The sequence below is a fragment of the Collinsella sp. CLA-ER-H6 genome, assembly GCF_040092305.1.
Taxonomy (GTDB): domain Bacteria; phylum Actinomycetota; class Coriobacteriia; order Coriobacteriales; family Coriobacteriaceae; genus Collinsella.
The window spans coordinates 41945-67494 of record NZ_JBBNLS010000005.1 but is presented as its reverse complement, the minus strand read 5'-3'; the positions used below and the strand labels follow the sequence as shown (position 1 = coordinate 67494).

General features: G+C 60.4%; 31 protein-coding genes and 1 pseudogene. 4 read left to right on the top strand and 28 right to left on the bottom strand.

Annotated elements, in window-relative coordinates:
• Positions 1-28: 28 nt before the first annotated feature.
• The gene (locus AAAX77_RS03300) at positions 29-373 is read right to left on the bottom strand and encodes a 5'-methylthioadenosine/S-adenosylhomocysteine nucleosidase (protein ID WP_226812404.1); all 345 of its coding nucleotides are present in this window, start codon (positions 371-373) and stop codon (positions 29-31) included.
• Here AAAX77_RS03300 and AAAX77_RS03295 point away from each other — a divergent pair.
• Both AAAX77_RS03295 and AAAX77_RS03290 read left to right on the top strand, forming a co-directional pair.
• The gene (locus tag AAAX77_RS03295) at positions 303-821 is read left to right on the top strand and encodes an IS3 family transposase (protein WP_349104767.1); all 519 of its coding nucleotides are present in this window, start codon (positions 303-305) and stop codon (positions 819-821) included. The two genes, AAAX77_RS03300 and AAAX77_RS03295, sit on opposite strands and share 71 nt — an antisense overlap.
• A complete protein-coding gene (locus AAAX77_RS03290) occupies positions 703-948 on the top strand; it encodes an IS3 family transposase (protein WP_226812402.1) in 246 nt (81 codons plus the stop codon). The genes AAAX77_RS03295 and AAAX77_RS03290 overlap by 119 nt, the downstream gene beginning before the upstream one ends.
• A 625-nt stretch (positions 949-1573) precedes the next feature.
• Here the strand turns inward: AAAX77_RS03290 and rplX are convergent.
• From rplX to AAAX77_RS03185, 21 genes and pseudogenes are all read right to left on the bottom strand, one after another.
• Positions 1574-1879, bottom strand: a complete 306-nt coding sequence (gene rplX / locus AAAX77_RS03285; protein WP_006235043.1) for a 50S ribosomal protein L24 — start codon at positions 1877-1879, stop codon at positions 1574-1576.
• Between the two features lie 13 nt (positions 1880-1892).
• Positions 1893-2261, bottom strand: a complete 369-nt coding sequence (rplN, locus tag AAAX77_RS03280) for a 50S ribosomal protein L14 (RefSeq protein WP_006235041.1) — start codon at positions 2259-2261, stop codon at positions 1893-1895.
• A 118-nt stretch (positions 2262-2379) separates the two neighbouring features.
• Positions 2380-2640, bottom strand: a complete 261-nt coding sequence (gene rpsQ, locus AAAX77_RS03275; protein ID WP_006235040.1) for a 30S ribosomal protein S17 — start codon at positions 2638-2640, stop codon at positions 2380-2382.
• Positions 2641-2656: 16 nt separating this feature from the next.
• Complete coding sequence (gene rpmC, locus AAAX77_RS03270; protein WP_006235039.1) at positions 2657-2872, bottom strand: 50S ribosomal protein L29; 216 nt, start codon at positions 2870-2872, stop codon at positions 2657-2659.
• 107 nt (positions 2873-2979) lie between these two features.
• Positions 2980-3375 (bottom strand): annotated as a pseudogene (gene rplP / locus AAAX77_RS03265) (50S ribosomal protein L16); the annotation flags it as partial.
• Positions 3375-4085 (bottom strand): 30S ribosomal protein S3, encoded by a 711-nt coding sequence (gene rpsC, locus AAAX77_RS03260; RefSeq protein ID WP_006235037.1) that lies wholly within the window; start codon positions 4083-4085, stop codon positions 3375-3377. The gene rpsC and the pseudogene rplP, both read right to left, overlap by 1 nt.
• Positions 4086-4091: 6 nt before the next feature.
• Positions 4092-4463 carry a 50S ribosomal protein L22 gene (gene rplV, locus AAAX77_RS03255; protein WP_006235036.1) on the bottom strand — a complete coding sequence of 124 codons (372 nt, stop codon included), beginning with the start codon at positions 4461-4463 and terminating at the stop codon, positions 4092-4094.
• 14 nt (positions 4464-4477) lie between these two features.
• Positions 4478-4738, bottom strand: a complete 261-nt coding sequence (gene rpsS, locus AAAX77_RS03250) for a 30S ribosomal protein S19 (protein WP_006235035.1) — start codon at positions 4736-4738, stop codon at positions 4478-4480.
• Between the two features lie 32 nt (positions 4739-4770).
• A complete protein-coding gene (rplB, locus tag AAAX77_RS03245; RefSeq protein WP_022094198.1) occupies positions 4771-5601 on the bottom strand; it encodes a 50S ribosomal protein L2 in 831 nt (276 codons plus the stop codon).
• Positions 5602-5780: 179 nt separating this feature from the next.
• The gene (rplW, locus tag AAAX77_RS03240) at positions 5781-6068 is read right to left on the bottom strand and encodes a 50S ribosomal protein L23 (protein WP_022094197.1); all 288 of its coding nucleotides are present in this window, start codon (positions 6066-6068) and stop codon (positions 5781-5783) included.
• Positions 6069-6695, bottom strand: a complete 627-nt coding sequence (gene rplD, locus AAAX77_RS03235) for a 50S ribosomal protein L4 (protein WP_006235032.1) — start codon at positions 6693-6695, stop codon at positions 6069-6071.
• 46 nt (positions 6696-6741) lie between these two features.
• A complete protein-coding gene (gene rplC / locus AAAX77_RS03230) occupies positions 6742-7362 on the bottom strand; it encodes a 50S ribosomal protein L3 (protein ID WP_035137484.1) in 621 nt (206 codons plus the stop codon).
• Between the two features lie 599 nt (positions 7363-7961).
• A complete protein-coding gene (locus AAAX77_RS03225) occupies positions 7962-8759 on the bottom strand; it encodes a sulfite exporter TauE/SafE family protein (protein WP_117647575.1) in 798 nt (265 codons plus the stop codon).
• A gap of 501 nt (positions 8760-9260) precedes the next feature.
• On the bottom strand, positions 9261-9872 hold the full coding sequence (locus AAAX77_RS03220; RefSeq protein WP_117647577.1) for a hypothetical protein: 612 nt from the start codon (positions 9870-9872) through the stop codon (positions 9261-9263).
• A 15-nt stretch (positions 9873-9887) separates the two neighbouring features.
• Positions 9888-11372: an arylsulfatase gene (locus tag AAAX77_RS03215; protein ID WP_117862211.1), complete on the bottom strand. Its 1485-nt coding sequence runs from the start codon at positions 11370-11372 to the stop codon at positions 9888-9890.
• Between the two features lie 101 nt (positions 11373-11473).
• On the bottom strand, positions 11474-12520 hold the full coding sequence (locus AAAX77_RS03210; protein ID WP_349104765.1) for a radical SAM protein: 1047 nt from the start codon (positions 12518-12520) through the stop codon (positions 11474-11476).
• Positions 12521-12678: 158 nt separating this feature from the next.
• Positions 12679-14175: a sulfatase gene (locus AAAX77_RS03205; RefSeq protein WP_349104764.1), complete on the bottom strand. Its 1497-nt coding sequence runs from the start codon at positions 14173-14175 to the stop codon at positions 12679-12681.
• A 169-nt stretch (positions 14176-14344) separates the two neighbouring features.
• Positions 14345-15175, bottom strand: a complete 831-nt coding sequence (locus AAAX77_RS03200; protein WP_117862213.1) for a PTS system mannose/fructose/sorbose family transporter subunit IID — start codon at positions 15173-15175, stop codon at positions 14345-14347.
• Positions 15168-15983 (bottom strand): PTS sugar transporter subunit IIC, encoded by an 816-nt coding sequence (locus tag AAAX77_RS03195; protein ID WP_349104763.1) that lies wholly within the window; start codon positions 15981-15983, stop codon positions 15168-15170. Before AAAX77_RS03195 ends, AAAX77_RS03200 begins: the two co-directional genes overlap by 8 nt.
• A gap of 80 nt (positions 15984-16063) precedes the next feature.
• Positions 16064-16540 carry a PTS sugar transporter subunit IIB gene (locus AAAX77_RS03190; RefSeq protein WP_117647588.1) on the bottom strand — a complete coding sequence of 159 codons (477 nt, stop codon included), beginning with the start codon at positions 16538-16540 and terminating at the stop codon, positions 16064-16066.
• Positions 16541-16657: 117 nt separating this feature from the next.
• On the bottom strand, positions 16658-17113 hold the full coding sequence (locus AAAX77_RS03185; RefSeq protein WP_233543591.1) for a hypothetical protein: 456 nt from the start codon (positions 17111-17113) through the stop codon (positions 16658-16660).
• Between the two features lie 257 nt (positions 17114-17370).
• Between AAAX77_RS03185 and AAAX77_RS03180 the strand changes: the two genes are divergently transcribed.
• Together AAAX77_RS03180 and AAAX77_RS03175 are read left to right on the top strand one after the other, a co-directional pair.
• The gene (locus tag AAAX77_RS03180) at positions 17371-18135 is read left to right on the top strand and encodes a DeoR/GlpR family DNA-binding transcription regulator (RefSeq protein ID WP_349104762.1); all 765 of its coding nucleotides are present in this window, start codon (positions 17371-17373) and stop codon (positions 18133-18135) included.
• A 15-nt stretch (positions 18136-18150) separates the two neighbouring features.
• Positions 18151-18912 carry a DeoR/GlpR family DNA-binding transcription regulator gene (locus AAAX77_RS03175; RefSeq protein ID WP_117862215.1) on the top strand — a complete coding sequence of 254 codons (762 nt, stop codon included), beginning with the start codon at positions 18151-18153 and terminating at the stop codon, positions 18910-18912.
• Positions 18913-19011: 99 nt separating this feature from the next.
• Here AAAX77_RS03175 and AAAX77_RS03170 read toward each other — a convergent pair whose 3' ends face one another.
• The 6 genes from AAAX77_RS03170 to AAAX77_RS03145 form a co-directional block, all read right to left on the bottom strand.
• Positions 19012-19239, bottom strand: a complete 228-nt coding sequence (locus AAAX77_RS03170; protein ID WP_233506705.1) for a hypothetical protein — start codon at positions 19237-19239, stop codon at positions 19012-19014.
• A 31-nt stretch (positions 19240-19270) separates the two neighbouring features.
• On the bottom strand, positions 19271-19891 hold the full coding sequence (locus AAAX77_RS03165) for a histidine phosphatase family protein (protein ID WP_349104761.1): 621 nt from the start codon (positions 19889-19891) through the stop codon (positions 19271-19273).
• Between the two features lie 39 nt (positions 19892-19930).
• Positions 19931-21085: a cation diffusion facilitator family transporter gene (locus AAAX77_RS03160; RefSeq protein WP_349104760.1), complete on the bottom strand. Its 1155-nt coding sequence runs from the start codon at positions 21083-21085 to the stop codon at positions 19931-19933.
• Positions 21086-21235: 150 nt separating this feature from the next.
• Positions 21236-22450, bottom strand: coding sequence for a PTS transporter subunit EIIC (locus tag AAAX77_RS03155; protein WP_349104759.1), 1215 nt, complete (start codon positions 22448-22450; stop codon positions 21236-21238).
• Between the two features lie 40 nt (positions 22451-22490).
• A complete protein-coding gene (gene accD, locus AAAX77_RS03150) occupies positions 22491-24215 on the bottom strand; it encodes an acetyl-CoA carboxylase, carboxyltransferase subunit beta (RefSeq protein WP_349104758.1) in 1725 nt (574 codons plus the stop codon).
• The gene (locus AAAX77_RS03145; RefSeq protein WP_349104756.1) at positions 24202-25545 is read right to left on the bottom strand and encodes an acetyl-CoA carboxylase biotin carboxylase subunit; all 1344 of its coding nucleotides are present in this window, start codon (positions 25543-25545) and stop codon (positions 24202-24204) included. The genes accD and AAAX77_RS03145 overlap by 14 nt, the downstream gene beginning before the upstream one ends.
• Positions 25546-25550: the final 5 nt, after the last annotated feature.

Below are 25550 nucleotides of genomic sequence, written 5' to 3'. Positions count from 1 at the left end.
CATAAAGAAGGGCCCCGGCGCGCAGGGCCTAAAGCTTAACCATGCGCGCGGCGATGCGGGCGCAGTCGCAGGCGGCCTTCTTCTCGAAGGTGTTGTAGTCGACGACCTGGCCCTCGGCGCAGGGCTTGTCGCTGATGGCGCGCACGACGACGAGGGGCACGCCGTTGAGATAGGCGGCCTGCGCGATGGTGCAGCCCTCCATCTCGCAGCACAGGTCGCCGAAGGTCGCGAGGATGCGCTCCTTCTGTTCCGCGGGCGAGACGAACTGGTCGCCGGAGACGACGCGGCCCTCGAGGACCTTAATGTCGGGGGCGACGGCGGCCGCGGCGGCGCATGCCGCCAGCAAGGGCCGGAACGGATCGCGCAAGATCAAGGCGTCGCCCAGGAGGTCGGGCGTTACCGTCAGCCGGCGCCGCGTCTGCCGCATCATGAGGGAGAACGGCCTGGCCGGCACATACGGCAGGAAGAGGTTCAAGGTGCACCCCGGGGCGGTCAACGAGGCCGACGTGCCGAACGTCGTCGCGCGCGGCTTCGGCGGCAGGGCGCCGCGCACCCAAATATGCAGCGACCTGGCCTGCGTGCGCGTCGGGCCATCGTGGAACTACGTCTGCCTGCTCGTCGACCTCTGCAACGGGGAGATCGTCGGCCACTCCGCAGGACCGAGGAGGGGCGCGCGAGCTCCGAGCCAAGCTCTCGGATTACGTGCACTGGTACAACAACTTCAGGATCCACTCGACACTGGGCTACATGTCGCCGGTCGAGTTCAGGGAGGCGGGACCGTCCCTCCCGGAATCGTCCAAATTGGTGTTGCCAATCCATAGCCAATCCAGCCATCATCTCCGCGAAGGCGGACGTCAGGAAAAGCTCGGCTTGAGCTCGGTCGGACGCGGTCTGTGGGGCATCATTCAGGCTCAGGGGGTCTCCTTGTCTTCTTCGGTCGCAACCTGAATGATAGGAACGGCCCCTTCTCTCTTTCCCTTTCGTTTTCGACGCGTCACTCTCTCGGCGGGCTTAAGGCCCGCGCTCGCGGGTGCAGGGGCTGCGCCCAAACCCCAAAAACTTAACGCCGTGCTCGAAGCGTTTCCGGACGTCAGCGTAATCTCAAATCCCGTTAGTCAACTCATGAGCAAGCCACCTGAGACTACTCATTTCTCCTACTGGCAATGATGACCTGCGACCTGCAGTTTTGCAAACTGTTTGAAAGCCACCTGCGTTGATTCACTTCCTATTGCAGCTGGCGTCTTGCACGCGAAAAGGCATTTGAGTTTCAAAACGGGCGTTTCGGCGCTATCGAGCCTTCAAAGGCATCCCGCCGCGCCCTTTGGGACTAAAACAAAAACTCAAAGCCCTGAGTTCGAAAATAGTTTTTGGAGTTGTCCCGACTTTTGTCACCGAAGCCGACGAAACGCGACAGGGTGTCACCTGGCGGCACTCGATTCGAGACGGCACCGAAAACTGGATGCAACCGGAATGACGGGACGGCAGAACCGAAGCCATCGAGTAGCGATAGAAAAAAGCCCGGGTGCCGTGGGGGCATCCGGGCCTTTGCTAGCAACTTGATGTTGCGGGCAGCTTAGAACTTGTGGCCGCACTTCTTGCAGACGCGCAGCTTGTTCTTGCCGTCCTTCTCGTGACCGACGCGGGTAACCTTACCGCACTCGGGGCAAACGAGATTGACGTTGGAGGCGTCGATGGGAGCCTCCTGCGAAACGATGCCGCCCTGCTGGTTGGCAGCGTTGGGCTTGACGGCCTTCTTGACGACCGAAACGCCCTCGACAACGACCTTGTTCTCGGCGGGGAGAGCACGCAGGACAACGCCCTGCTTGCCGCGATCCTTACCAGAGAGAACCTGGACCTTATCGCCCTTCTTGATATACATATATCTCCCCTAACTACAGGGTCTCGGGAGCGAGCGAGACGATCTTCATGTACTTCTTGTCACGAAGCTCGCGAGCGACGGGCCCGAAGATACGGGTGCCGACGGGCGAACCATCGTTGTTGATGACAACGCAGGCGTTCTCATCAAAGCGAATGTAGGAGCCATCCTTGCGGCGGATCTCCTTAACGGTGCGAACGACGACGCAACGGACAACGTCCTTCTTCTTGACGTTGGCGCCAGGGGTAGCCTCCTGGACAGCACCGATGAACACATCGCCGATGCCTGCATAACGACGCTTGGAACCGCCAAGCACCTTGATGCAGCGAATCTTGCGAGCGCCGGAGTTGTCGGCGACGTTCAGCATGGTTTGCATCTGAATCATGGTAGATGTTCCTCCGAACTAAGAACCGAAGAGAGGTGCGCAGCCTTTAGGCGGCCTGTGGTATGCAAACCAGGCATACGCACATCTTCGGAAACGTACAAGTCGTAAGAGCGACTGCTTATTTAGCGCGCTCGACGACCTCGATGAGGCGCCAACGCTTCATCTTGGACATAGGACGGGTCTCCATAACGCGGACGGTGTCGCCCACGCCAGCCGTGCACTCCTCGTCGTGAGCGTGCAGCTTCTTGGAGCTGGTCATCATCTTGCCGTACTTGGGGTGACGCTTGCGCTCGGTGATGGTGACAACAATGGTCTTGGCACCGGAGACGGAGGTAACGACACCCGTACGGACCTTACGCGAGTTACGCGAATCAGTCATGTTCTCTCCTTAGGTCCTACTCGGCGACAGCGGACTTCTCCGCTGCGATCTCGCGGGCGCGCTGCTCCGTGAGGACGCGAGCGATGTCCTTCTTCACGGTGTTGACGCGAGCGGTGTTGTCCAGCTGGCTGGTGGCCATCTGGAAACGAAGGTTAAAGAGCTCGGCGCGCATTTCCTTCAGCTTCTCAACGAGCTGAGCGTCCGAGAGCTCACGAATCTCTGCGGGCTTCATTAGTTCTCCTCCTTGGCGGCGGCGGCGTCCTCAGCAGCCCACTTGGCCTCGAGAGCGGCCTCCTCAGCCATCTCCTTCTCGATGCGCTGCTCAGCGTTCTTGGCAGCAACAATCTTGGTCTTGATGGGAAGCTTGTGCTGTGCAAGACGCAGAGCCTCGCGAGCGACCTCCTCGGGCACGCCCTTGACCTCGAACATGATGCGGCCGGGCTTGACGACGGCCACCCACTCCTCGGGGTTACCCTTACCAGAACCCATGCGAGTCTCAGCAGGCTTCTTGGTGATGGGCTTATCGGGGAAGATCGTGATGTAGACACGACCGCCACGCTTCATGTAGCGGGTCATGGCAATACGAGCGGCCTCGATCTGACGGTTGGTGATCCAATGGGCCTCGAGAGCCTGGATACCAAACTCGCCGAAATGCAGCTCGGTATTACCCTTGGCCTGGCCCTTCATGGAGCCACGCTGCACCTTGCGGTGAAGAATACGCTTAGGGGCAAGCACTACTGACCCCTCCTCTCGGAGTTACGACGACGAGGACGGGAAGAGCCCTCGAGTGCAGGGTTGGGAACAGGCTGGCCCGGGAGCTTCTCGCCCAGGTAGATCCAGACCTTCACGCCGCAAGCGCCCATGGTGGTGCTGGCGACAGCCGTGCCGTAGTCGATCTTGGCACGGAGGGTGTGCAGAGGCACGCGACCCTCGCGGTACCACTCACGACGGCCCATCTCAGCACCGCCGAGACGACCGGAGCACTGGATACGGATGCCCTTAGCGCCGGCCTTGCGGGCGGACTGGACAGCCTTGCGCATAGCGCGACGGAAGGCAACGCGGCCCTCGAGCTGCTCGGCGATAGACTGAGCAACGAGGTTGGCGTCGAGCTCGGGGCGCTTGATCTCGACAACGTCGACGGAGAGTTGACCCTTGGAGACGCCAGCGACCTTCTCGAGCTCGGTGCGGAGGGTATCGATCTCGGCACCCTTCTTACCGATGACAACGCCGGGGCGAGCGGTGAGGATGATGACCTTCACCTTGTCGCCAGCGCGCTCGATCTCGACGCGGGAGACAGCTGCGCGGGAAAGACGCTTCTCGAGGTACTTGCGGATCTCGAGATCGTTACCGAGGGTCTTAGCGTAATCCTTCTCTGCGAACCAGCGGGAGCGCCAGTTCTCGGTGATGCCAAGACGGAAGCCGGTGGGGTAGACTTTCTGACCCATACAGCTTTACGCCTCCTTTCGAGGAGCAACGACGACGGTGATGTGGGAAGTACGCTTCAGAATGCGAGAAGCGGAACCCTTGGCGCGGGGACGGATGCGCTTAAGCGTCGGACCCTCGTCAACATAGGCAGCGGCGACAACCAGGTTGTCGGCACGCAGACCGTTGTTGTTCTCGGCGTTCGCAACGGCGGAACGGAGAACCTTCTCGACATCCACGGCGACGGCGCGGTCGCAGAAGTGGAGGATGTCGAAGGCCTGAGCGACAGGCTTGCGGCGGATCAGATCGACCACCAGGCGGGCCTTGCTGGGGGAAACACGCACGTACTTAGCGACGGCGCGAACCTCGGTGGCCTCAGTTTCAATAGACTTAGTTGCCATTTACGGTTAACCCCCTATTTGGCCTTGTGGCCACGGAACGTACGAGTCGGCGCGAACTCGCCGAGCTTGTGACCAACCATGGACTCGGTAACATACACGGGCACATGCTTGCGGCCGTCGTGGACGGCGATGGTGTGACCAACCATCTCGGGGAAGATGGTGGACGCGCGGGACCAGGTCTTCACGACGTCCTTCTTGCCAGCCTCGTTCATCGCGGTGATACGCGAGAGAAGGCGAGTCTCCACGAACGGGCCCTTTTTGAGACTTCTGCTCATAAGTGCTTTCTCCTAAAACTCGGTATCCGAAATTACTTCTTACGGCGACGAATGATGTGCTGGTTCGAGACCTTCTTCTTCTTGCGCGTACGAAGGCCCTTCGTCGGCTTACCCCAGGGGGTAACAGAGGGACGACCAGAGGTGTGGTTCTTGCCCTCGCCACCGCCGTGCGGGTGGTCGACAGGGTTCATGACGGTACCGCGGACGGTCGGGCGCACGTTCATGTGACGCTTACGGCCGGCCTTGCCGATGACGATGTTGGAGTGATCGGCGTTGCCGACCTCACCGACGGTGGCGCGGCAGGTAACGAGGATGCGGCGCATCTCGGAGGAAGGCATACGGACGATAGCGTACTTGCCCTCCTTACCCATCAGCTGGCAGGAGTTACCGGCGGAACGGGCGATAGCAGCTCCCTTGCCCGGCTGGAACTCGACGGCGTGGATGAGCGTACCGACGGGGATGTCGGCGAGGGGCAGAGCGTTGCCCGGCTTGATGTCGGCGTCAGAACCGGACATGATGGTCTGACCGACCTCGAGGCCCTTGGGGGCCAGGATGTAGCGCTTCTCACCGTCAGCGTAGTGCAGCAGAGCGATGCGAGCGGAACGGTTCGGATCGTACTCGATCGTGGCAACCTTGGCGGGCACGCCGTCCTTGTTGCGCTTGAAGTCGATCACGCGGTAACGACGCTTCACGCCGCCGCCCTGGTGGCGGGTGGTGATGCGGCCGTTGTTGTTACGACCGGCCTTCTTGGGCAGGGGCTCGAGAAGAGACTTCTCGGGCTTGGTGCAGGTGATCTCGGAGAAGTCGGAGATCGTCTGCCAACGCCTACCAGCGGAGGTCGGCTTAAGGTGCTTTACAGCCATTACAATCCCTTTCAATAGGAATCCGTTAGCCATCGCAGACAGGGATTCGAGGTTCTGCCTCGGGTGCGATGACACCGGACGTATACACGGTTCCGGGCGTGTCCATTTAATACGCCCAAAACCTTGAGCTCTCGCCTCCCCTATTTGGGAGGCATGAGCTCACTCAACAGCAGCGAGTCTTAGGCCTGGTTGCCAAAGACCTCGATGGTGTCGCCCTCGGCCAGCGTGACGATGGCCTTCTTCCAAGAACGGGTCTTGCCGGCGACATAGCGCACGCGCTTGGTCTTGGGCTTGACCGTCAGGGTGTTCACGCGAACGACCTTGACGCCGAAGATCTCCTCGACAGCGTCCTTGATCTGATACTTGTTAGCATCCTTGGCGACCTCGAACGTGTACTTGTTCAGCTCCATGCCGGAGAAGGAACGCTCGGACACGATCGGACGGATGATGATCTCGTGGGCGGTCATTTATGCAAGCACCTCCCCGAAGTGAGCGGCGATGTCGGCGGGCATCAGCACGGCGTTGTTGTTGACGAGATCGTAGGTGTTGGCCTCGTCAGCGGTGATGATGAACGTCTTGGGAATGTTGCGGAACGACAGGTAGGCGTTGACGTCCTCATCGCGAACGATGATGGTCAGACGCTTGCCCTCAAGACCGAGGGCCTTGAGCATGGCGACGGCAGCCTTGGTGGAAGGCTTCTCGAAGCCGTAGTCGTCGACGAGCACGAGCTCGCCATCGGCCAGCTTGGCGGACAGCGCGGAGCGCATAGCCAGCTTGACCTCCTTGTTGTTCATACGCTTAGCGTAGGAACGGGGCTTGGGGGCGAAGACAACGCCACCGTGACGCCACTGGGCAGCACGGATGGAACCCTGGCGGGCACGGCCGGTGCCCTTCTGACGCCAAGGCTTCTTGCCGCCACCGGAAACCTCAGAGCGACCCTTAGCAGACTGGGTGCCCTGACGCCAAGAGGCCATCTGGCACTTGACGATGTGGTGCATAACGTGGATGTTCGGCTCGATGCCGTACACCTCAGCGGCGAGCTCGGCCTCGGCGACCTTCTTGCCCTCGCTGTTCTTTACTTCAAACTTTGCCATTTAAGTGTTCTCCTTGGTATGACGCTGGGCTAAATGGGCTGGGCCCTTAGGCCATACGGATGGCGACGAGACCATTCTTGGCACCCGGGACAGCGCCCTTGACCAAGATGAGGTTCTGCTCGGCATCGATGCGGACAACGGAAAGGTTCTTGACGGTAACGCGCTCGTTACCCATGTGACCGGCCATCTTGACGCCCTTGAGGACGCGCGCAGGATAGGCGCACTGACCGATAGAACCGGGGTGACGCTGGAAGTGAGAACCATGCGTCATAGGACCGCGGCGCTGACCCCAGCGCTTGATGCGACCCTGGAAGCCCTTACCCTTGGAGGTACCGATGACGTCGACCTTCTCGACATCAGCGAAATCAGCGACGGTGACGACCTCGCCGACCTTGTGCTCCTCGCCGTTCTCGACGCGGACCTCACGAAGGAAGCGGACAGGCTCGACGCCAGCCTTGGCGAAGTGACCAGCCATGGGCTTGTTCACGTTCTTGGCCTTGATGTCGCCGAAACCGATCTGGACGGCGTCATAGCCGTCGGTTGCCTGAGTTTTAACCTGCGAGACAGCGCAGGGGCCAGCCTGGATGACCGTGACGGGAACGACGTTGTCGTCCTCGTCCCAAACCTGGGTCATGCCAATCTTGCGGCCGAGAATCATGCTGATCAAGATATGATCCCAACTCTCGCGTGGTCTTGGGACAATGCGTACACCACCGAGCGTACGCCCCTAGAGGACCACTACTTACACGACGTGCTCTCCAGCCTTGTATTGCGTCCGAACTACCTGACAACCCTATTAAGCAGGCGTTTTGTCCAGCCAGAATACTCCCCTGGTTACACACAGCTGTCTAGTATACACGGCTGCGGGCGTATCCATCGAGATTCATATTTCACTCACATTGTTTACGCAGGTAAAGTGCGCGGAGTCGCCTGGGGCCGGCAGAGCGGCGGCGAAATATATTAAGGTTGCTGCTCTGCCGGGCTTGGGAGACGACACGTTGACGCCTGCTTAACTCTGCTCGCTCAGGCTAAAGACTTTGTTGGGGATCCACTATTTGTTGGAGGGTGAATTTGCTTTGAAGCGGTTTGCCTTCCGCCTGTGGCTTTTTTGAATTGGCGGCTGACGCTGCCGCGACTTATTGCCAAGAGGACTTCAACACCATCGGCGCTCATGAGACGAGCGGGACACGGCGACCTCCTCAAGGCAGAAGAGGAAGGCCCGCGCTCCAGCTCCATTATCGCGGCATCCCGTTTCGGGGCGAAGAACTAGAGCACCGAGAACCGGATGAAATTGTACGTGCAGATCACGATGATGAGCACGAGGGCGAACACGTAGAGCTTATCGACCGCCGCCGAGTCCATCCGGCGCAGCAGGCGGCGCCCCACGACCGACCCAAGCACCGCCATCGCCGCCATGCCCAGCAGGACCACGGGGAGGAACGCGGGCACGCTGCCCGTGGCCAGCGTGTAGATGAGGCTCGCCGTCTGCGAGAACGCGATGATGAACAGCGACGCCTGCGCGGCGGGCTTGCTCTCCATGGCGAAGAAGAAGACGAGGATGGCCAGGTTGAAGGGGCCGCCGCCGATGCCGAGGAAGGACCAGCACGCCCCGGCGCAGAACCCTATGAGCGCCTGCGCCCACGCATTCTCGAGCTTGAGGCCCTTGATGCGCGCCTTGTTGAGCGTGTAGGCCAGCACGAGGACGGCGAGCACGATGAGCACGGCGGCCTGGACCGCGCCGACGAGCTCGGCGTCGGGGAACACGGACCCCAGCCGGTTGAACAACATCTTGCCGATCACGCCGCCCACCGCGGAGCTGACGGCGATGGGCGACATCGCCCGCGCGTCGATATCAGACTGCCCGCTCGCCGCGTTCTGCGCGAGCGTGGAGAGCGACATGATGAGCACCGACATGCTCGAGAGGAAGCTCACCGTGCTCACGCTCATGACGTTCATCGCGTCGACCACGGGCTTGATGATCACGCCGCCGCCGATGCCACAGAGCGGCCCCAGAAGCGACGCCAGGAAGCATACCGCGAAGACCAAGATGTATTGAGGACCCATCCGAACAAGCTCCTATCGATCGAGCAACACCCTATGCAACGAATTGCAAGCGTTCGTATCATTCAAAACCGCAGCGTATGGTTGTGGACTTTTACATATCTCGAACGCTGCTGCGCGATATGTCCCTATTTACGCCGCTCATGCGGAGCACCGTTGCGCCAAGGGCTAGGCGTCCCCGCCAATCTGCCTGCCGAGTCCATCAATGGCCCGCGCACCGTCTCGACACGCCGCTAGTAGTTAGCGAAGTAATCCTGGTTGAAGATGCACGCGTAGACGACGTCGAGCAGCAGCGCGGTGGAAACGCTCATGGCGAAGTGCCCGATGTTGTCCTCGCGGTGCATCCGGACAGGAAGTTGATGGTCGCCACGTCGGCGACACCCACGGCGTCCATCACGGGCTTAATGATGATGCCCCGCCGACACCGCAGATGGCACTGATGGTAGAGGCGAAAAACGCAATGGCGAATACGATTGCTAGCATATGAAGCGCCTAGACTCTTCCCTACTTGTCAGGCATGGCTGCTGCGAGCGTCCGCTCAGCGCGCTCGCAATAGGACGCGGCGCGCCCCTCGTCACCCTTGTTCTCGTACTGAACCGAGAGCATCTGGCAGAGCAGGGCCTCTTCCATGCCAGCCGCCTCCGACAACGCGCGCTCCATCTCGTCGATATAGGCATACGAGCCCTTGAGGAAGACGTCATAGGTGCGACGGTCGGCACGCGCAGCCTCGCGATCACCGTGCTCCTCGAGGTAGGAGAGCACCTCGCGTGCGTGGGGCTCATCCCCGATCTCCACGTAGAAGGAGAACGCCTTTGCCGCCAGCGCGAGTGTCTGCTCCTCGCTCATCTTGAGCGAACCCATCTCGCGGATGATGCGCTCGGATGCCTCGACGTCATCCATGGCAAGAGCTGCGTTCAAGCGCATGAAAAGCACGTTGTACTTGGGGTACAGCACGCTAGTGAGCGGGCGGTTCAGGACCTTGAGGTAGTTGTTGAGGTCGCCCTCGCGCAAGTACGCCTCGAGCTTGGCGAAGGTTGTGCGCTTTTGGACCTCCATGTAAATGGTGAACCCGACCGCAACCACTACGACCACAATGCCGATCGTCTTCATATCCATGGATAGGCCTTTCTCTTAACGTTGGAGGCGCGAGGGCCGGGGGCGCTCAAGCATAACGGCGGGCGCACGTCCCGCCACCAACTCGCCGTCACGAACATATCCCTCTTCGCGACCAGCGAGCTCCTCAATCAGGCAGGCACGGAGCACGGCGATGCGCGCGGCGCGCTCCGGAGCGTCGATGAGGTCGTGCTCCTCACGCGGATCGGCGTCCAGGTCGAAATACTGCTCCACCCCGGTCCGTGTGAACCAGATGTACTTGTCATGCGGGGTCACGATCCACTGGTTGGACTGCTCGCGGCTGCCGCTGTGCTCGCCGTGCAGGTATGCACGGTTCAGCGGCGCGGCGCCGGTAAGCTCGCCCATGAGCGAGGCGCCCTCCACGCCCTCGGGCACGGGCAGGTCGCACGCCTCGAGGATGGTGGGCATAAGGTCCATGAGTTCCACCGTGCTCTCGCTCACGCCGCGAACGCGCTCGCCGCCCGGCACATCGACGTTTTTGCCCACGTGCACGATGAAGGGGATGCGCGCGGAGCCCTCGTAGGGCAACACCTTGCGAAAGAGACTGTGGTCAAAGAGCATCTCGCCGTGGTCGGAGCAGAACACGATCACGGTGTCGTGGTAGGTCTCGTCGTTCTCGAGCGCCGTGATGAGCCGGCCGATCTGGTGGTCCATATGTGTGATGCAGGCATAATAGCCCGCCATGGCCTCGCGGCGCAGCTCGGCGTCGCGGCAGCCGTGCACGCTGTCCAAGATCATGCCATCGCGCTCGGTGGCATCGGCGTCATCCCAATCGCCAGCGGCAGGCGCGCGCAGCTCCATGTCGCGGTACAGATCGAAGTAGGTCTGCGGCGCGTCGAAGGGCGGGTGGGGCCGCACGAAGCTCGTCATGAGGAAGAACGGGCGCGTGCGATCGCGGGTCTCCAAAAAGCGGATGGACTCGTCCACCACCCAGTTGGTGGGGTGCAGGCGCTCCTCGTAGGCCCAGGGATGGGTGATCCAGGAGTTGTTCTCAACGCCCGAACCGTTCACGTCGGCGAATTCGCCCAGTTCATTTTTGAGGAAGCGCATGTAGTCGTCGGAGACGTTCTGGTGCATCCAGTACGGCAGGTTCGCCTTGCGGTAGTGGCCGATGTAGCCGTCATGCAGGCGCATGTGCTCGAAGCCGCAGCCCAAACGCGGCGGATGCACGTGCATCTTGCCTACCACGGCGGTCTGGTAGCCGCCGTCGCGCATCTCCTGCGCGAGCATATGGTCGTACTCCCACGCGATACCGTCCTGGTAACCCACGCGGCCCGTGCCCGCGGGCGTCTTGCCGCAAAAGAGGGCGGCGCGCGCCGGGATGCAACTCGGGCAGGCGGAGTAGGCGTTCTCGAACAGCATGCCGTCGGCGGCGAGCGTGTCCAAGTAGGGCGTCTGCACGTCCGGATGGCCGTCGATACCCAGGCAGTCGCCGCGCATCTGGTCGCACATGATAAGGAGAACGTTGGGTTGCTGGGGCATAGGGAACTCCAAACTCACGGGAACGGGATGAAGATTGAGTGGTCAAGGCGGGAGGGGCGCAGAGCCCCACACAACTACGACGAGGCAAAACCCGGGCAGGATCAGCGCCGCGTGAACATGCGAGCCACGCGCTGCAGGCCGGGATAGGCGTACTCCAAAAACTCACGCAGCCCGCAGTAGCCCGCATCGTAATAGGCGATGTTCAGGCGCTTGCAGTTGCGATGGCAAATGCCCTCAAAGGGGCAATCGGCGCACCGCGCGCAATCGCGACGCGGCTCGTTCAAAAACATGCGCATGGTCTCACAGGTCGCCATTGCCTCAAGGGAATCGACGCGAATATCGCCCACGCGGTACTCATCCAGCGCATAGAAGTCGCACGGATACACCGAACCGTCGCTTTCCACCACGAACTGCGGAGCGCAGCGGCCGAGCATACCGCACTGCGACGGAAACTGCCCGAGCGCCATCTGCATGACGTTCTCGAACAGCCAGATGCTCACATAGCGCCCAGCACCGAGCTCGCGCCACCACAAGTCGAACAAGCGGCGGTAGAACGAGGAGAAGGCACGCGGGTCGAGCGAGAACGTGTCCCGCTCATCGTCGAGGCCCGGCAGGCACGGGATGAACTGGATATGGGTGATCTTCTCCTGCTTGATGAAGGAGAAGACGCGCTGTGGATGCGCCGCCATCTGCGAGGTGAGGACCGAGAGTATGTTGACGTCCACGCCGCGCTCGCGCAGCAGGCGAACGCCGCTCATGACGCGCGCGTACGTAGCGGCACCGTGCGCATCGGGACGCATCGAATCGTGCAGGTCGCGATAAGCGTCAACCGAGACTCCGATGAGGAACCCGTGCTCGCGGAAGAACTCGGCCCATTCCTCTTCGATCAGGTAGCCGTTGGTCTGCAACGCCCAGCTCACCCGCTGGTTCTCACGGCGCTCCTCCACCCGCGCGACGAACGAATGGAAGAAGTCAAGGCCGGCCAGGGTGGGCTCGCCGCCCTGGAAGGCGAAAGAAATGTGCGCATCACTCGCCACGGCGAGTGCACGGTCGATGATGGCACTTGCCACGTCTTCGCCCATGACGCGGGTGCTCCGCTCCTCGCGATGAGCAGCGACATCGCAGTAAAAGCAGTACCTGCACCGCATGTTGCAAGCACTCGATGCCGGTTTTATCAAAAAGCCAATATGCTTCGCGCACATGGCACATACCCCCCCTTCGCACAGGCTAGCCCTCACTCATCGGGCCGGAAACCACCTCCTTACCCGAGGCGGCGCATCCGGCCCGCACAATCACCGCATGAATCTTAGGCCAAGCCCAGGCGCTCCTTTTGCTCGGCCGGGGACTCATGCTCCTCCAGGCCGCGCAGCAGCAGGTCAATCATGCGCTGTTCGGCGTGGTCGTCCTTGCCGGCGAGATTATTAACCTGGCCGTAGTCACTCTCAAGGTCGAACAGCATCGTCTGCTCGACCTCGGCGAGCGGCGTGGCTCCCTCGATCTGGGCCGGCTTCTTACAGGGGATCTTGAACAGCGGGTACTTGGTGCGTTTGAAGTAGCGGCCACACTCAATCTCCTCCGGGCAGTCCGAACCCATCTTTTTGCGGATGGTGTGCGGCAGTGCGGTGTACTCGAAGCACGGCTGGTTGCCGGCGACCGGCGCGCGGAAGTAGGTGTAGCGGCCGTCGGTGACGTTGACGGTCATGGCGTGCACGCCGTACAGGGCATAGCCACGCGTGGGCGCGTCAGCATCCGTCATGAGCGGCACGAGGGAGGTGCCGCACACATCTGCGGGAATCTCGCAGCCGTGGGCTTCAAGCACCGTGGGCATGATGTCGATTGCCTGAGTGAGCTGGCGGGCATGCTCGCCGGCGCGGGCGTTACCCGGGAAGTGCACAATGAACGGCAGATGCGCGAGCTCGTTATACAGGTGCATGTAGTTTTTGCCCATGTAGTCGCGCTCGCCCAGGAAATAGCCGTGGTCGGTGGTGACCATGACCATGGTATCGTCCAGCATCCCGCGCTCCTCGAGCTTGTCGATGAGCCTACCAAACCAGCGGTCGGTCATGGTGACGAGGGCCTTGTAGCGGCGCTGCAGGTAGTCCTCCGCGCCCTTGTTGACGTCGGTGGCGGAGACGCGCTTGTACTCAGGAATCTCGAAGTAGTCGCGGTCGAGCTCGCCAGTGCCGCCGTACATCTCCATGTACTTGTCGGGCACATCGAAGGGCTCGTGCGGGTCGAAGGCCTCAACCATAAGGAAGAAGTCGTCGGCCCCAGCATTGCCGTCGATCCAGTCGCAGGCGGACTGGAAGGTCTTGGGGCTCGGCATGTCCTCTTCGTTGGGCCAGAGCTGACGGTTCTTCTGGTACTGCTCGCGCACGCGCCCGTAGAAGGTCTCGGGCATGTTATTCGGCTCATCGATGCGGCTGACCCACGGGTCGCCCTCCTGGCCGCGGTAGTAATCCCAGGTGTTGAACTCCTGGAGGTAGCCCTCGCCACCGGTGCGTAGGTAGTGGCAGTGGTCGGTGGTGATGTGGCAGAAGTTGCCGTTCGCGCGCAGGCAGGCCGGCAGCGTCACATCGAAGGGCTCGATGGGGCCCCAGGGGCGCTCGAGGAAGTTGTAGCGACCGGTGAGGATGTCGCGGCGGGCAGGTATGCAGGGAGCCGAGCCGATCCAGTGGTTGTCGAACACGCAGGAACGCTCGGCAAAGGCATCGAGATTGGGGGTCTGGACGTCGGTTGCGGGGTTGTAGCACGACAGGACGTCGCGACGCAGAGTATCCATGAGCACGAGGACGGTTCTCATTGGCATCCTTTCGATAGTTGGATTTGCCAGATGGCGATACGCCAAAGGCACATGGGCATAATGGAGCGCACCCCGATCGCGCACGATGGAGAGCACATGAGACAACGAGGCCCGCGCCCGGCATGCGGGGCACGGGCATCAAACGATTTGCCTTTTGATAAGCTCGCGATTAGGCGAAGATCTTGAACGCCGGGAAGTAGAAACCGATAGCGGCGAACACAAGGGAGAACACAATCAGACCGATGATGATCTGGGCGGAGTTCTTGCCCTGGCCCTTCTTGAGCAGGCGATAGCAGATGAAAGTCAGAACGACAGGCAGCAGGAAGGGCAACACCTTATCGAGCTGGTCCTGGAGCACCAGCGGGTCACCCTCACCGAAGGCGAACTGCACGGCAAGCTTGAGCTTAACGGTCGTGGCGATCAGGCCGCCGGTGACCATGACGCCCAGCACGTTGGCGAGGTTGCCCAGACGGTCGAAGACCTGGACGCCCGCCTTCTCGACGAGCTCCATGCCCATCTCGTAACCCTTGTGCAGGCCGAAGTACTTCAGCGGCCAGTACAGCAGGTTGATGAGCAAGAACATCACGAGCGGACCCACAATGGAGCCGTTGTCGACGCACATAGATGCGCCGATGGAGCCGGCGATCGGGAACCAGGTGAGGTTCAGCAGGGAGTCACCAAGGCCGGCGAAGGGACCCATGAGGGAGGTCTTGATGCCGACGACGGTGTCCTTCTGATCCTCATCCGTGGTCTCCTCCAGGGCGGCGGTGATGCCAAGGATGAAGGGGATCGCGAGCGGGTGGGTGTTGAAGTACTCGAGGTGGCGCTTCATGGCGTTAACGCGCTCCTCCTTGGGGGCGTCCTTGTAGAGCTCCTCGAGGACAGGGGCAAAGCAGTAGGTCAGGGACAGCGACTGCATGCGCTCGTAGTTGTGCGCGAATTGGCAACCCTGGGTGCGCAGCAGGACCTTGTTCAGGGTGGAGTTGGAGATCTTACCCATTAGAGATCGTACTCCTCGTCATCATCGGAGCCGGCGGCAGAGGCGGCGGCAGGGGCGGGTTGATTCTTCTGGCCCTCGGTAATGACGTCCCACACGCCGGCGGCGGCGCAAGCGGCGAGCGCGTGCCCACGGTCGGGACGTTGAGGAAGGCGGCCATGATAAAGCCGAGCAGCAGGAAGATCCACATGTTCTTCTTCATCATCATGGTGAGGAGCATGGCCAGACCGACGGCGGGCATCATGCCACCGGCGGTGGAGAAGCCGGTGAGGACCCACGGAACCTGGTTCTGCAGGAAGGCCATGATGTCCTCGATCACGAAGGAGCCGATGCCCGTGGCGATGAAGACGGGAACGGCGCGGGTCAGGAAGAAGCACAGGGCGCCGGTCCAGAAGAACTTGTTGACGGCGTTGAACTTACCGGACTCGATGGCCTTGTCGGCACCGTGGACAAGCGAGACGTTAGTGGTCATGACCAAGATGTTCAGCTGCTGAACCAAGGTGGCGGTGGGGATGCCGATGGCGACTGCCAGGGCGATGGCGCTGGCGGTGTCGGTGGAACCCATGATGCCCAGGGCGGCACCGACGATGGTGCCGGAGATGACATCCGGCGGAACATAAGCGCCGATGTTGTTGACGCCGAGCCACATGAGCTCCATGGTCGCGCCGATCATGATGGCGGTCGTCATGTCACCGAGGATGATGCCGACGCCGACGGATGCCAGCAGGGGCTTGCGGAAGCCCAGGTGGGGACCGAACTGGTCCCAAGTGCACAGACCCGCCCAGATGGCGAGCAGAAGTGCCTGAAGCATAAGCCTCTCCTTCCCTATTCGCCCATCGTTCCCTCCGATGGGCACGCCCCGGGTTCACATGCCCGGAGATGGTTACTTACTTAGTAGTTCTTGAGGAGCTCGGACACGGGCTCCTTGGAATCGCGCGTGGTGGTCTGCATCCAGCAGTCGACGCCGAGGCCAATGAGCTCCTCGAAGGCGGCCTTTTCCTCGGCGGTGACGGACATGTTCTTGTGCAGGCGATGACGCTGCTCGTTGAAGCGCATGCCGGAGACGTTCAGGTAGTCGAACGGCAAGCCGTTCTCGTGCAGCTTGAGGGCGTCGATGGGGTTGGTGAAGAGCACCATCGTGGCCTTCTTGAGCTCGGTCTTCTTGAGGACCTCAATGAACTTCTCGACACCGAAGACGGAGACCTTGATGTCGGGGGCGGCGAGGCCGGCGACGGACTTCTGGACGGGGTCGTTGGCGACCTTATCCGAGACAATGATTGCCGATTCGATGCCGAAGTCGGGAATCCAAGTGGTGGCGACCTGACCGTGGATCAGGCGGTCATCGATGTCGACGAGTTTGAGTGCCATGATGTTCTCCTTTTCGTTTGCACGTTCCTTCAGTACCGTTTACGAATGCTCTGCTCGATCGAGGCGCCCACTCGGGGGATACGGGTGAGCGCCACTCGAATCGACGGGCTAACGAGCCTAGAGGTCCAAATCGTCCTCGTCTGCCTCCACGGCCGGAGCGGGAGCCTTGATCTCCTGCTGGGCCCCGGCGTGAGCGGCAGTGAGCTGGGCACGGACCGCGTCGGCGGAATCGAGGCCATCGCGGGTGAGCAGGAGCTCGACCGCAACGGGCATGGACAGGCCAGTGTAGGCAACCATGTTCATGCCGTTGAGCAGGCAGCGGGTAGTCACGTTGAATGGGGTGCCGCCGTAGATGTCGCATAGGGTGACGACGAGTTCGCACTCGGCGCTGAGGGTCTCGTAAGCCTCGCGCATCTCGGACTCGAAAGACTCCAGGCTCTTCTCGGCGGTGAGACCAAGAGCGATGACATCAGGCTGCTTGCCCGCAATCATCTCGACGGCGCCGAGGGCGGCCTGAGCGAACTCTCCGTGACTTGCAAGGATGACACCGATACGCATCTTCTGTCCTTTCATACTTATTAATTCTCTTCGTTCTGTTCGTTCTGTTCGTTCTGTTCGTTTATGTTCGTCTATGTTCGTCTATATTTGTTTATTGGTCAAGAGATGATTTTTGGAATGAGCTCTATTTACCTCCTATTTGATGGTTTTTTCCGTGAGCGTTATGTTTTGACCGGTGAAAGGTAATGTGCCTTCGTGAACGGTTTGCGTTTATTTATGTTGTTCGTTTACATTGAAATAAGAACAAACGCTCGATGAGGGAGTCGGCACTCATGAAATCCGAACGCCAGCAGGCCATTCTCGACTTGCTCGATCAACATCATTCGGTATCGGTAAACGAGATATCTAATACCCTATCTGTTTCGGATATGACCATCAGGCGTGACCTGACCGAGCTTGCCGACAAGGGCCTTCTTGTGCGCGTACACGGAGGGGCTCAGCTTCCACACTCCGCCCACGGAACAGCCCTTTCACGTTTGACCCCGCATGAGGAGAAACGTCGTTTTCAAGTTGATCAGAAACGTGCCGCTGCTATAGCCGCCGCCCAAACCGTCTCAGCCGGCGATACGATCTTTCTCGGTGGAGGCTCCACTCTCGAGCTCATGTGTTCGTATTTGCCCCAGGAGGACATACGCGTCGTCACCAACAGTCTTCCCGTGCTGAACCTGCTAGCCGACAATCCACATATAGATCTATTCTTTGTTGGTGGCATGATGCGTCACGACACGCGAGTTTTCACCATGCCATACAACGGCCGCGGCCCCTACGGTCTATCCGCTCCCAAGGCCTACGTCTCGGCAACCGGTATTTTTGGAAACGAGGTCTTTGGCTCTCGTCCCGATGCAGCCATGGTCCTCTCAGACGCTCTTTCTCGAGCTCAGGAGCGTTATCTTGTTGTAGATGCTGAAAAAGTCGGAAGGCGCGACTTCTGCCTTTTCACCACACTGGAGGATATGACCGCGGCATTCATTAACGAGGACGCAGACCCCCGGACCATCGAGGCCCTCCGCGCCTATACCTCCGTCATTACCGCATAATCCAATTGGCAAGCCATGCTTAAACCCGAACGTCACGAACAATTACTTGAGCTGTGCGCTCAGCGCGGAATGGTCACTGTTGCCCAAGCCGCAACAATCTTTGGTATATCTGAAATGACCGCTCGAAGAGACTTCGATGAGCTCTCGCGACGCGCTGGCGTCATCCGCGAGTACGGTGGCATCCGACTTTCAAGCGGCTCCCCCATTGCCGAAGAGGTCCCGTTTTTTGAAAAGCTCTCAATCCGCTCCCCTGAAAAAGAGCATATCGCACGCACCGCTGTCAACCTCATCAGAGAGCGCGACACCATCTTCCTCGGACCCGGTTCGACTTGCGCTCTCATCGCCCGTGCGCTGCCGCGCATGCGGCTGCGCGTCATCACAAACAGCATCATCGTGCTGAACATGCTCCAGACGCGTAACGATGTGGAGATCTGGGCCCTGGGAGGACAGTATCGCAAACGATCGGGTTCTTTCGTCGGGCCCATCGCCGAAGATGCTCTCGCCCCGCTCGGTATCGACACTTGCTTTATCGGCACCAACGGCGTACTCGCCCAATCCATCTCCTGTTCTAACCTTGAGGAAGGACGCTTACAGGCGCTCGCTTGCGATCGCGCCGCCAAGCGTTACCTTGTCTGCGATTCAAGCAAGATCGGACAGATGGACTTCTTCGGCTTCTTCAATCTCGATCAAATGGACGCACTCATCACCGATGCAAATGTCAACGACAAACAGCGTTCCATGGTTCTCGAATCAACTCGCATCATCGTCGCAGAATAGGCCTGTTTTGATTTAGCTGGACACCACAGCAAAGACCCCGATTCGATAAAGCCGAATCGGGGTCTCATTATTCGCATCAAATCGCAAATAGGTCAGCAGCTACTTCTCAGTGTAGACGCTCTCGCCACCGAGATAGGTCTCGACGAGGGATAGGTCGGGGTTGAGGACGACAACCTCACCCACGTAATCGGAGGTGCCGGCACCGGTGAGCACCACATTGAGGCGACCGTCGCCCATGGCGCGGGCGTCGGCCAGGAACGCCTCGACGGCCTCAAGGTTATCCTTGTAGATGTTCAGCGTGTCAAGCCAAAGCTCGGGAGACGACACGTTGATGCCTGCTTAACTCTGCTCGCTCAGGCTAAAGACTTTGTTGAGGATCGATGATCTGCTGCAAGGTGAACTTACATTGGGACGTGTCGCATTCTTCTTGCGAATCCTCAAAATCAAAGATCATGATGGCGCAGTTGGGGAGCTTTGCTGGGAGTTCGAAGCCCTCTGGGGCGGCGGCTTTGATGAATTGGCGGCTGGCGCTGCCGTGGCTTACTGCCAGGACGGTTTCAACATCATCGGCGCTCATGAGATTAGCGAGCGTGCTTACCATACGCTCTTGCAGCGCCTGACTTCCCTCCCCTCCGAAGGGGATTAAGTCCTCGCCCGGATCCCAGACGTCGGTAGGCAGTGCGTCGTGCGGGCCTTCTTCGAAGGTGCCGTAGCAGCGCTCGATAATGCCTTCGCAGGGCTCGACTGCTGCGTCCGGGCCGAGGAGCTCGCATGCGACGAGCTGAGCTGTGTCCATGGCTCGGCCTAAGGGTGATGAGGCCACTTTGTCGGGAACGACGTTGTGGGCTTTGAGCCATGCGGCTGCCATCCCGGCTTGCTGACGGCCCAGATCGGTAAGCGGTGAATCGCAGCGGCCCTGGACCAGCTTTTTGACGTTGAATTCCGTCTGGCCGTGGCGGAGTAGGTATAGGCGCTTCATGCTCTCCCCTTCTGCATAATTTGCTTTGCCGGCACAGCCCTACTCGTGGGTATGGCCGACATAGTCCTCGTCGATCGTAATTTTGGCAATCGACTTGGGGTATTCCGATTCGACTCGTTGTGCCAGCGCGTGTTTTACGTCTTCGGCACTCATCTGCAGATCCGAGGGACGCACGCAGTCAAAGATCACGTTGGTGTGCGTGGGACCCGGCACACAGCGCAGATCGTGAATCGAAAGGCGGCTATCGATCTGTTGGGCCATGGCGTTAATGCGTAAACGCATGCTCGCCACCTTTGGATCGTCGGTCACGATGGGATCGTAATGGAGCGTGACGATCATGCCGTCTTCGTTCCTAAACGCCTGCTCGATGTTATCGAGCGTGTCGTGACTTTCCAGCGGGCTGGCCTCGGCTGCCATCTCGGCGTGAGCGCTTGCGAACTTCCTGCCCGGGCCGTAGTCGTGAACCATCAGATCGTGAACGCCCAAAACGCCGGGGTAGCTCATGATCTTGTCTCGAATGTGCTTGACCAGCTTAGGATCGGGCGTCTGGCCCAAAAGCGGGCTCACCGTATCCTGGATGAGTTCAAAACCGCTCCAGCCAATATAAGCGCCAACGGCAAGGCCGACCCACGCGTCAAGATTGATGTGCGTCATCTGCGAAACAATTGCGCACGCTAGCACGGCGCCTGTGGCAAGGACATCGTTCTTGGAATCTTGCGCGGTCGCATGCAGCGTCTCGGACTCAATGCGATCGCCGAGCTTTTGATTGAGGGCCGCCATCCACAGCTTAACAACCATCGAAAGCACTAGAACTGCCACCAAGGCAAGCGAGAACTCGACAGGTTCGGGGTGGATGACGCGCTCAACCGAGGACTTGATAAGCTCAAGGCCAATCAGCAGCACGAGTGCCGCCACGACCAGACCCGAGAGATACTCGTAGCGACCGTGGCCGTAAGGATGCTCGGGGTCGGCAGGCTTGCTCGCCAGCTTAAAGCCCAGCACGCTCACGATATTCGAGCTGGCATCGGATAGGTTGTTCATGGCATCCGCCACGATCGAAACCGATCCCGAAACCACACCGATTGCGCCCTTCGCAGCACAGAGCGCCACATTGGCAACAATACACACCATGCCCGCTAACGTGCCCACACGCGCACGGTCGCCCTGCGCGCGCTTAACTATCCACTCGACCATCTACATCCGCCCCCACGGTTCTACTTATATATCTATTGCTCAAACGGATTGTAGTGTAGCCACTTTGTCCTCCAGATACAAAGAGGCCGCAACCCACACGGGTCACGGCCTTGGAACATGACATGCGGGACTGCCCCTTTGTCGATCGATTTATGCGCTTGCTCCGGCCACGCTCTTCGAGGCTTCGGACGAATCGGCTCCGTTCCCCGTCGCCTGTCCCTTCGCCGGCACCACGCCAAAGCAGTAGCTCAGCGCCGCAGACACCGCAAATGCCACACCGCCGGCAACGCAGCACCACAGTAGGTTCGAAATGCCGCCCGTGGCAAAGCCAATGACCATAAGGACATTCGTCATGCCGATGGTATAGGCCGTAACGTGGCCCACGGCCGCAACAAGGCCTCCGACGGCGCCGCCAATGGCCATGCACGTCAGGCACCTGCCATATTTAAAGCCGCAACCGTACAGCGCCGGCTCGCTTACGCCGCCAAGAACACCCGAGATCGAATAGCCCAGCATGAGTCCCTTCTCGTCCTTATCCGCAACGCGGAGCGACGCGCCAAAGGGCATACCCCAAACGGCGAACGTTGCCATCGTCGCGGCGATCAGAATGCACGAATCCGTTCCCACACTCATAAACTGTGCATAGGCGAGCGATAGGACAACGTTGCTGACGCCCGCGATCTTAAGGAACTCCCAGCCCGCGGCAAGCCCTATGAGCGTGAGCAGCGACACGATGCCACCGGAATTGCCAAGCATAAACATAAGCTGGCCCAACAGCATGCCCAGATAGCTGCCCGCCGGCGCCGTAATGCACAGCGAAACCGGAACCATGACGAGCATGGTTGCAAACGGAACGAACGAAAACGCCACGGCCTTAGGGATAACGCGCTGAAAAAAACACTCCACTCGCCATAGCACGGGCACCGAGATGAGAACCGGAATAACAGTCGTCGTGTAATCGTTGACCGGCGCGGGAAGCAGGCCATACACGGAAGTCATCGATGCCCCCGTCGTCGAGGCGGCATCAACGAGCTTAAGCAGATCGGGTGCAATCAATACGCCGCCCAGCATCATGCCCAGCTGCTCCGAGCAACCGAGCTGGCGGGCGGCCGCCCAACCAAGATAAATGGGCAAAAAGTAGTAGCCGGCGTTATAGAGCCAACTGTAGAACAGGCGATAGATATCGGAATCGGCAGACCACAGGCCCAGCATGCCTTCGCCCATAATGACGGCGACGGTGCGGAACAACGCCGCGCAGACAATAAACGGCAGCGCCGACATCATGCTTTTGGACAGATAATCCACCACAGCCATGGCGTTTGATGAAACCGTCGTTGTAAACGAGGTGTTAGAAACTTGAGGCATGGAACGCCTTTCCCAATGTGACATGCGGGCTGTCCCTTTGTCACATCGTGCGGTACTGACCGATTGCGCGGTACTTTTCGTAGCGGAGGTTTGTGAGGGTCGCGTCGTCGAGCTGCCCAAGCGTACCGAAGGCATCAAATGCCGAGGACATGACGGCACCGGCGATCTCCTCATGCGACAGGCCCCTATCGTCAACAATGCCGTCGATAATGCCGAGCGCCAACAGATCGGGGGCCGTGAGCTTAAGCGCCTCGGCGGCCTCATTCGCGCGCTCGGTATCCTTCCACAGGATCGACGCACAGGCCTCGGGGCTCACGACCGAATAGGCCGAACTCGAGAGCATCAGGATGCGGTCGGCCACGGACAGCGCCAGCGCGCCACCAGAGCCGCCCTCGCCTGTCACCACCGAGACAATCGGCGTCTTAAGGCCGCTCATCTCCATGAGATTCTTGGCAATCGCCTCGCCCTGGCCGCGCTCCTCGGCACCGATGCCGCAAAACGCGCCCGAAGTATCGACCAGACACAGAACCGGTCGACCAAACTTTTCGGCCTGGCGCATCAGGCGACGCGCCTTGCGGTAGCCCTCGGGATGCGCCATGCCAAAGTTGCGGCGCATACGCTCTTTGGTCGTGGTGCCGCGCTCGATGGCGATGACCGTCACGGGTCGTCCGTCCTTCCAGCCGATGCCGCCCACCACGGCAGCATCGTCGCCAAAGTAACGGTCGCCGTGCAGCTCCACAAATCCATCCAGGCCCAGCGAGATCATCTCGCCTGCCGTGGTGCGGTTCGCCGAGCGGGTCTGCTTGACAATCTCGAGCGCGGTTTTTGGTGCCGCCGAGCGCTTAAACAAGTGTCCCAGCTTTTTGCCGCGGTGACCCGTATGCACGATCTCATGCGGAGCCCCCAGGCCGGGCGCGTGCCCTTCGTGCAGCGCCAGCAGCTCGCCTACCGTGAGCGCAATCTCGCCACGCGGAACAACGGCATCGCAAAAGCCGTGCTCCAGCAAAAACTCGGAGCGCTGGAATCCCTTGGGCAGGCGCTTGTGCATGTTCTGCTCGATCACGCGCGGGCCGGCAAATGCCGTCAGGGCATCGGGCTCGGCCAGGATAATGTCGCCCTCCATGGCAAAGCTCGCGGTTACGCCGCCGGTCGTGGGGTCGGTGAGCACCGTGATATACAGGCCGCCCGCCTCGCTGTGGCGCCTAACCGCCGCAGAGATTTTGGCCATCTGCATGAGCGAGGTCACGCCCTCCTGCATGCGGGCGCCACCCGATACGGTAAAGCCGACAACTGGCAATCCCAGCTCGGTCGCACGCTCAAATGTGCGACAAATCTTCTCGCCCACCACGGAGCCCATCGAGCCCATCATAAAGTTGGCATCCATAAAGAAGAGCGCGGTATCGCAACCGCAGATTTTGCCCCTGCCGCACACAACGGCATCGCGCTCGCCCGAACGCTCGCTCACGCTCTTGAGCTTGTCAGCATAACCGGGAAACGAGAGGAAATCCTCCGACGCCAGATTGGCATCCCATTCCCCAAACGTGCCCTCGTCGACCGTCATGCGCATGCGCGCGCGACCGCTCACACGAAAGTGTTTGCCGCAACGAGGGCAGACCTCGAGGTTGTCGTGCAGGCGCGCCTCATCGATCACGCGGCGGCACTCCGGGCACTTGATAAACACGTGGCGTGCGGGAAACTCGGCGCACGACTCGGTTATCGGCCCCTCAAGGACATTGACCGTCTTCGCTTTTCTATTCATCAGCATAGAGATGCCCCATCAGATCGGTGTGGTACATGCCCGACAAGAACTCGTCGTTTGCCAGCACGTCGAGCTGAAGCTCGCTGTTTTCGCTCACGCCCTCAATCACGAGCTCGCCCAGGGCCGAGCGCATCTTGCGAATGGCGCCGTCACGCGTGGGCGCACACACGATGAGCTTGCCAAGCATGGAGTCGTAGTACGGCGGAACTTTCGCACCGGTAAACATGGCGGAATCCCAGCGCACGCGCGGACCACCCGGCACACGCAACGCGGTGACCGTTCCGCATGACGGCAGAAAGTCCGGCGTTTCGGCATTGATGCGGCACTCCATGGCGTGGTTGCAGACCGGCATGTCCTCCTGCTCAAAGGGCAGAGGCTGGCCGGCTGCCACGCGCAGCTGCCACTTGACCAAGTCGGTATCGGTCACAAACTCCGTAACCGGATGCTCCACCTGCAAGCGCGTGTTCATTTCCATAAAGTAGAAATTGCCGTCGTCCGAATACAGGAACTCGATGGTACCGGCTCCTTCGTAGCCGACGGCACGAGCCAGGTCACGCGCTGCCTTGTGCATGCGAGCACGAATGTCGTCGTGTCCGTCGAGGCACGGCGCGGGGCTCTCCTCGATCAGCTTTTGGTTGCGACGCTGCACCGAGCACTCGCGCTCGCCGAGCGAAAACACATGGCCCTGCTTATCGGCCATAATCTGCACCTCGACATGGTGCGCCGGCGCGACGAACTTCTCCATGTAGCACTCGCCGTCGCCAAAGACGGCCTCGCCCTCGGCACGCGCCTCGATGAACGCCTTTGCCGCATCTTCCACGCGCTCGACCTTGCGAATACCGCGACCGCCGCCACCTGCACGCGCCTTAATGAGCACGGGACAGCCAATGCGCTCGGCCTCGGCCGTTGCCTCCTCGGGGCTTTTGAGCAAATCGCAGCCCGGCACGATGGGCACGCCCGCCGCGGCAGCCGTTCGACGTGCGGCGTCCTTGTCGCCCATGCTGTCGATCACCTTGGCCGAAGGACCAACAAACGCCAGGCCATACTTGTCGCAGTCGCGCACGAAGCTCGCCTTCTCGGAAAAGAAGCCATAGCCGGGATGAATTGCCTTAGCTCCCGACTTTACGGCACAGGCGAGCACGGCATCGTCATTGAGGTAGCTCTCGGCAAGACGCGGGCCACCGATGCAATACGCCTCGTCGGCAAGCTGCACGTGCAGCGCGTCCGCATCGGCCGTGGAATAAACAGCGACGGTCTTGATGCCCATATCGCGGCACGCGCGGATAACACGGACCGCGACTTCGCCGCGGTTGGCGATGAGCACTTTGTCGAACATGGAGC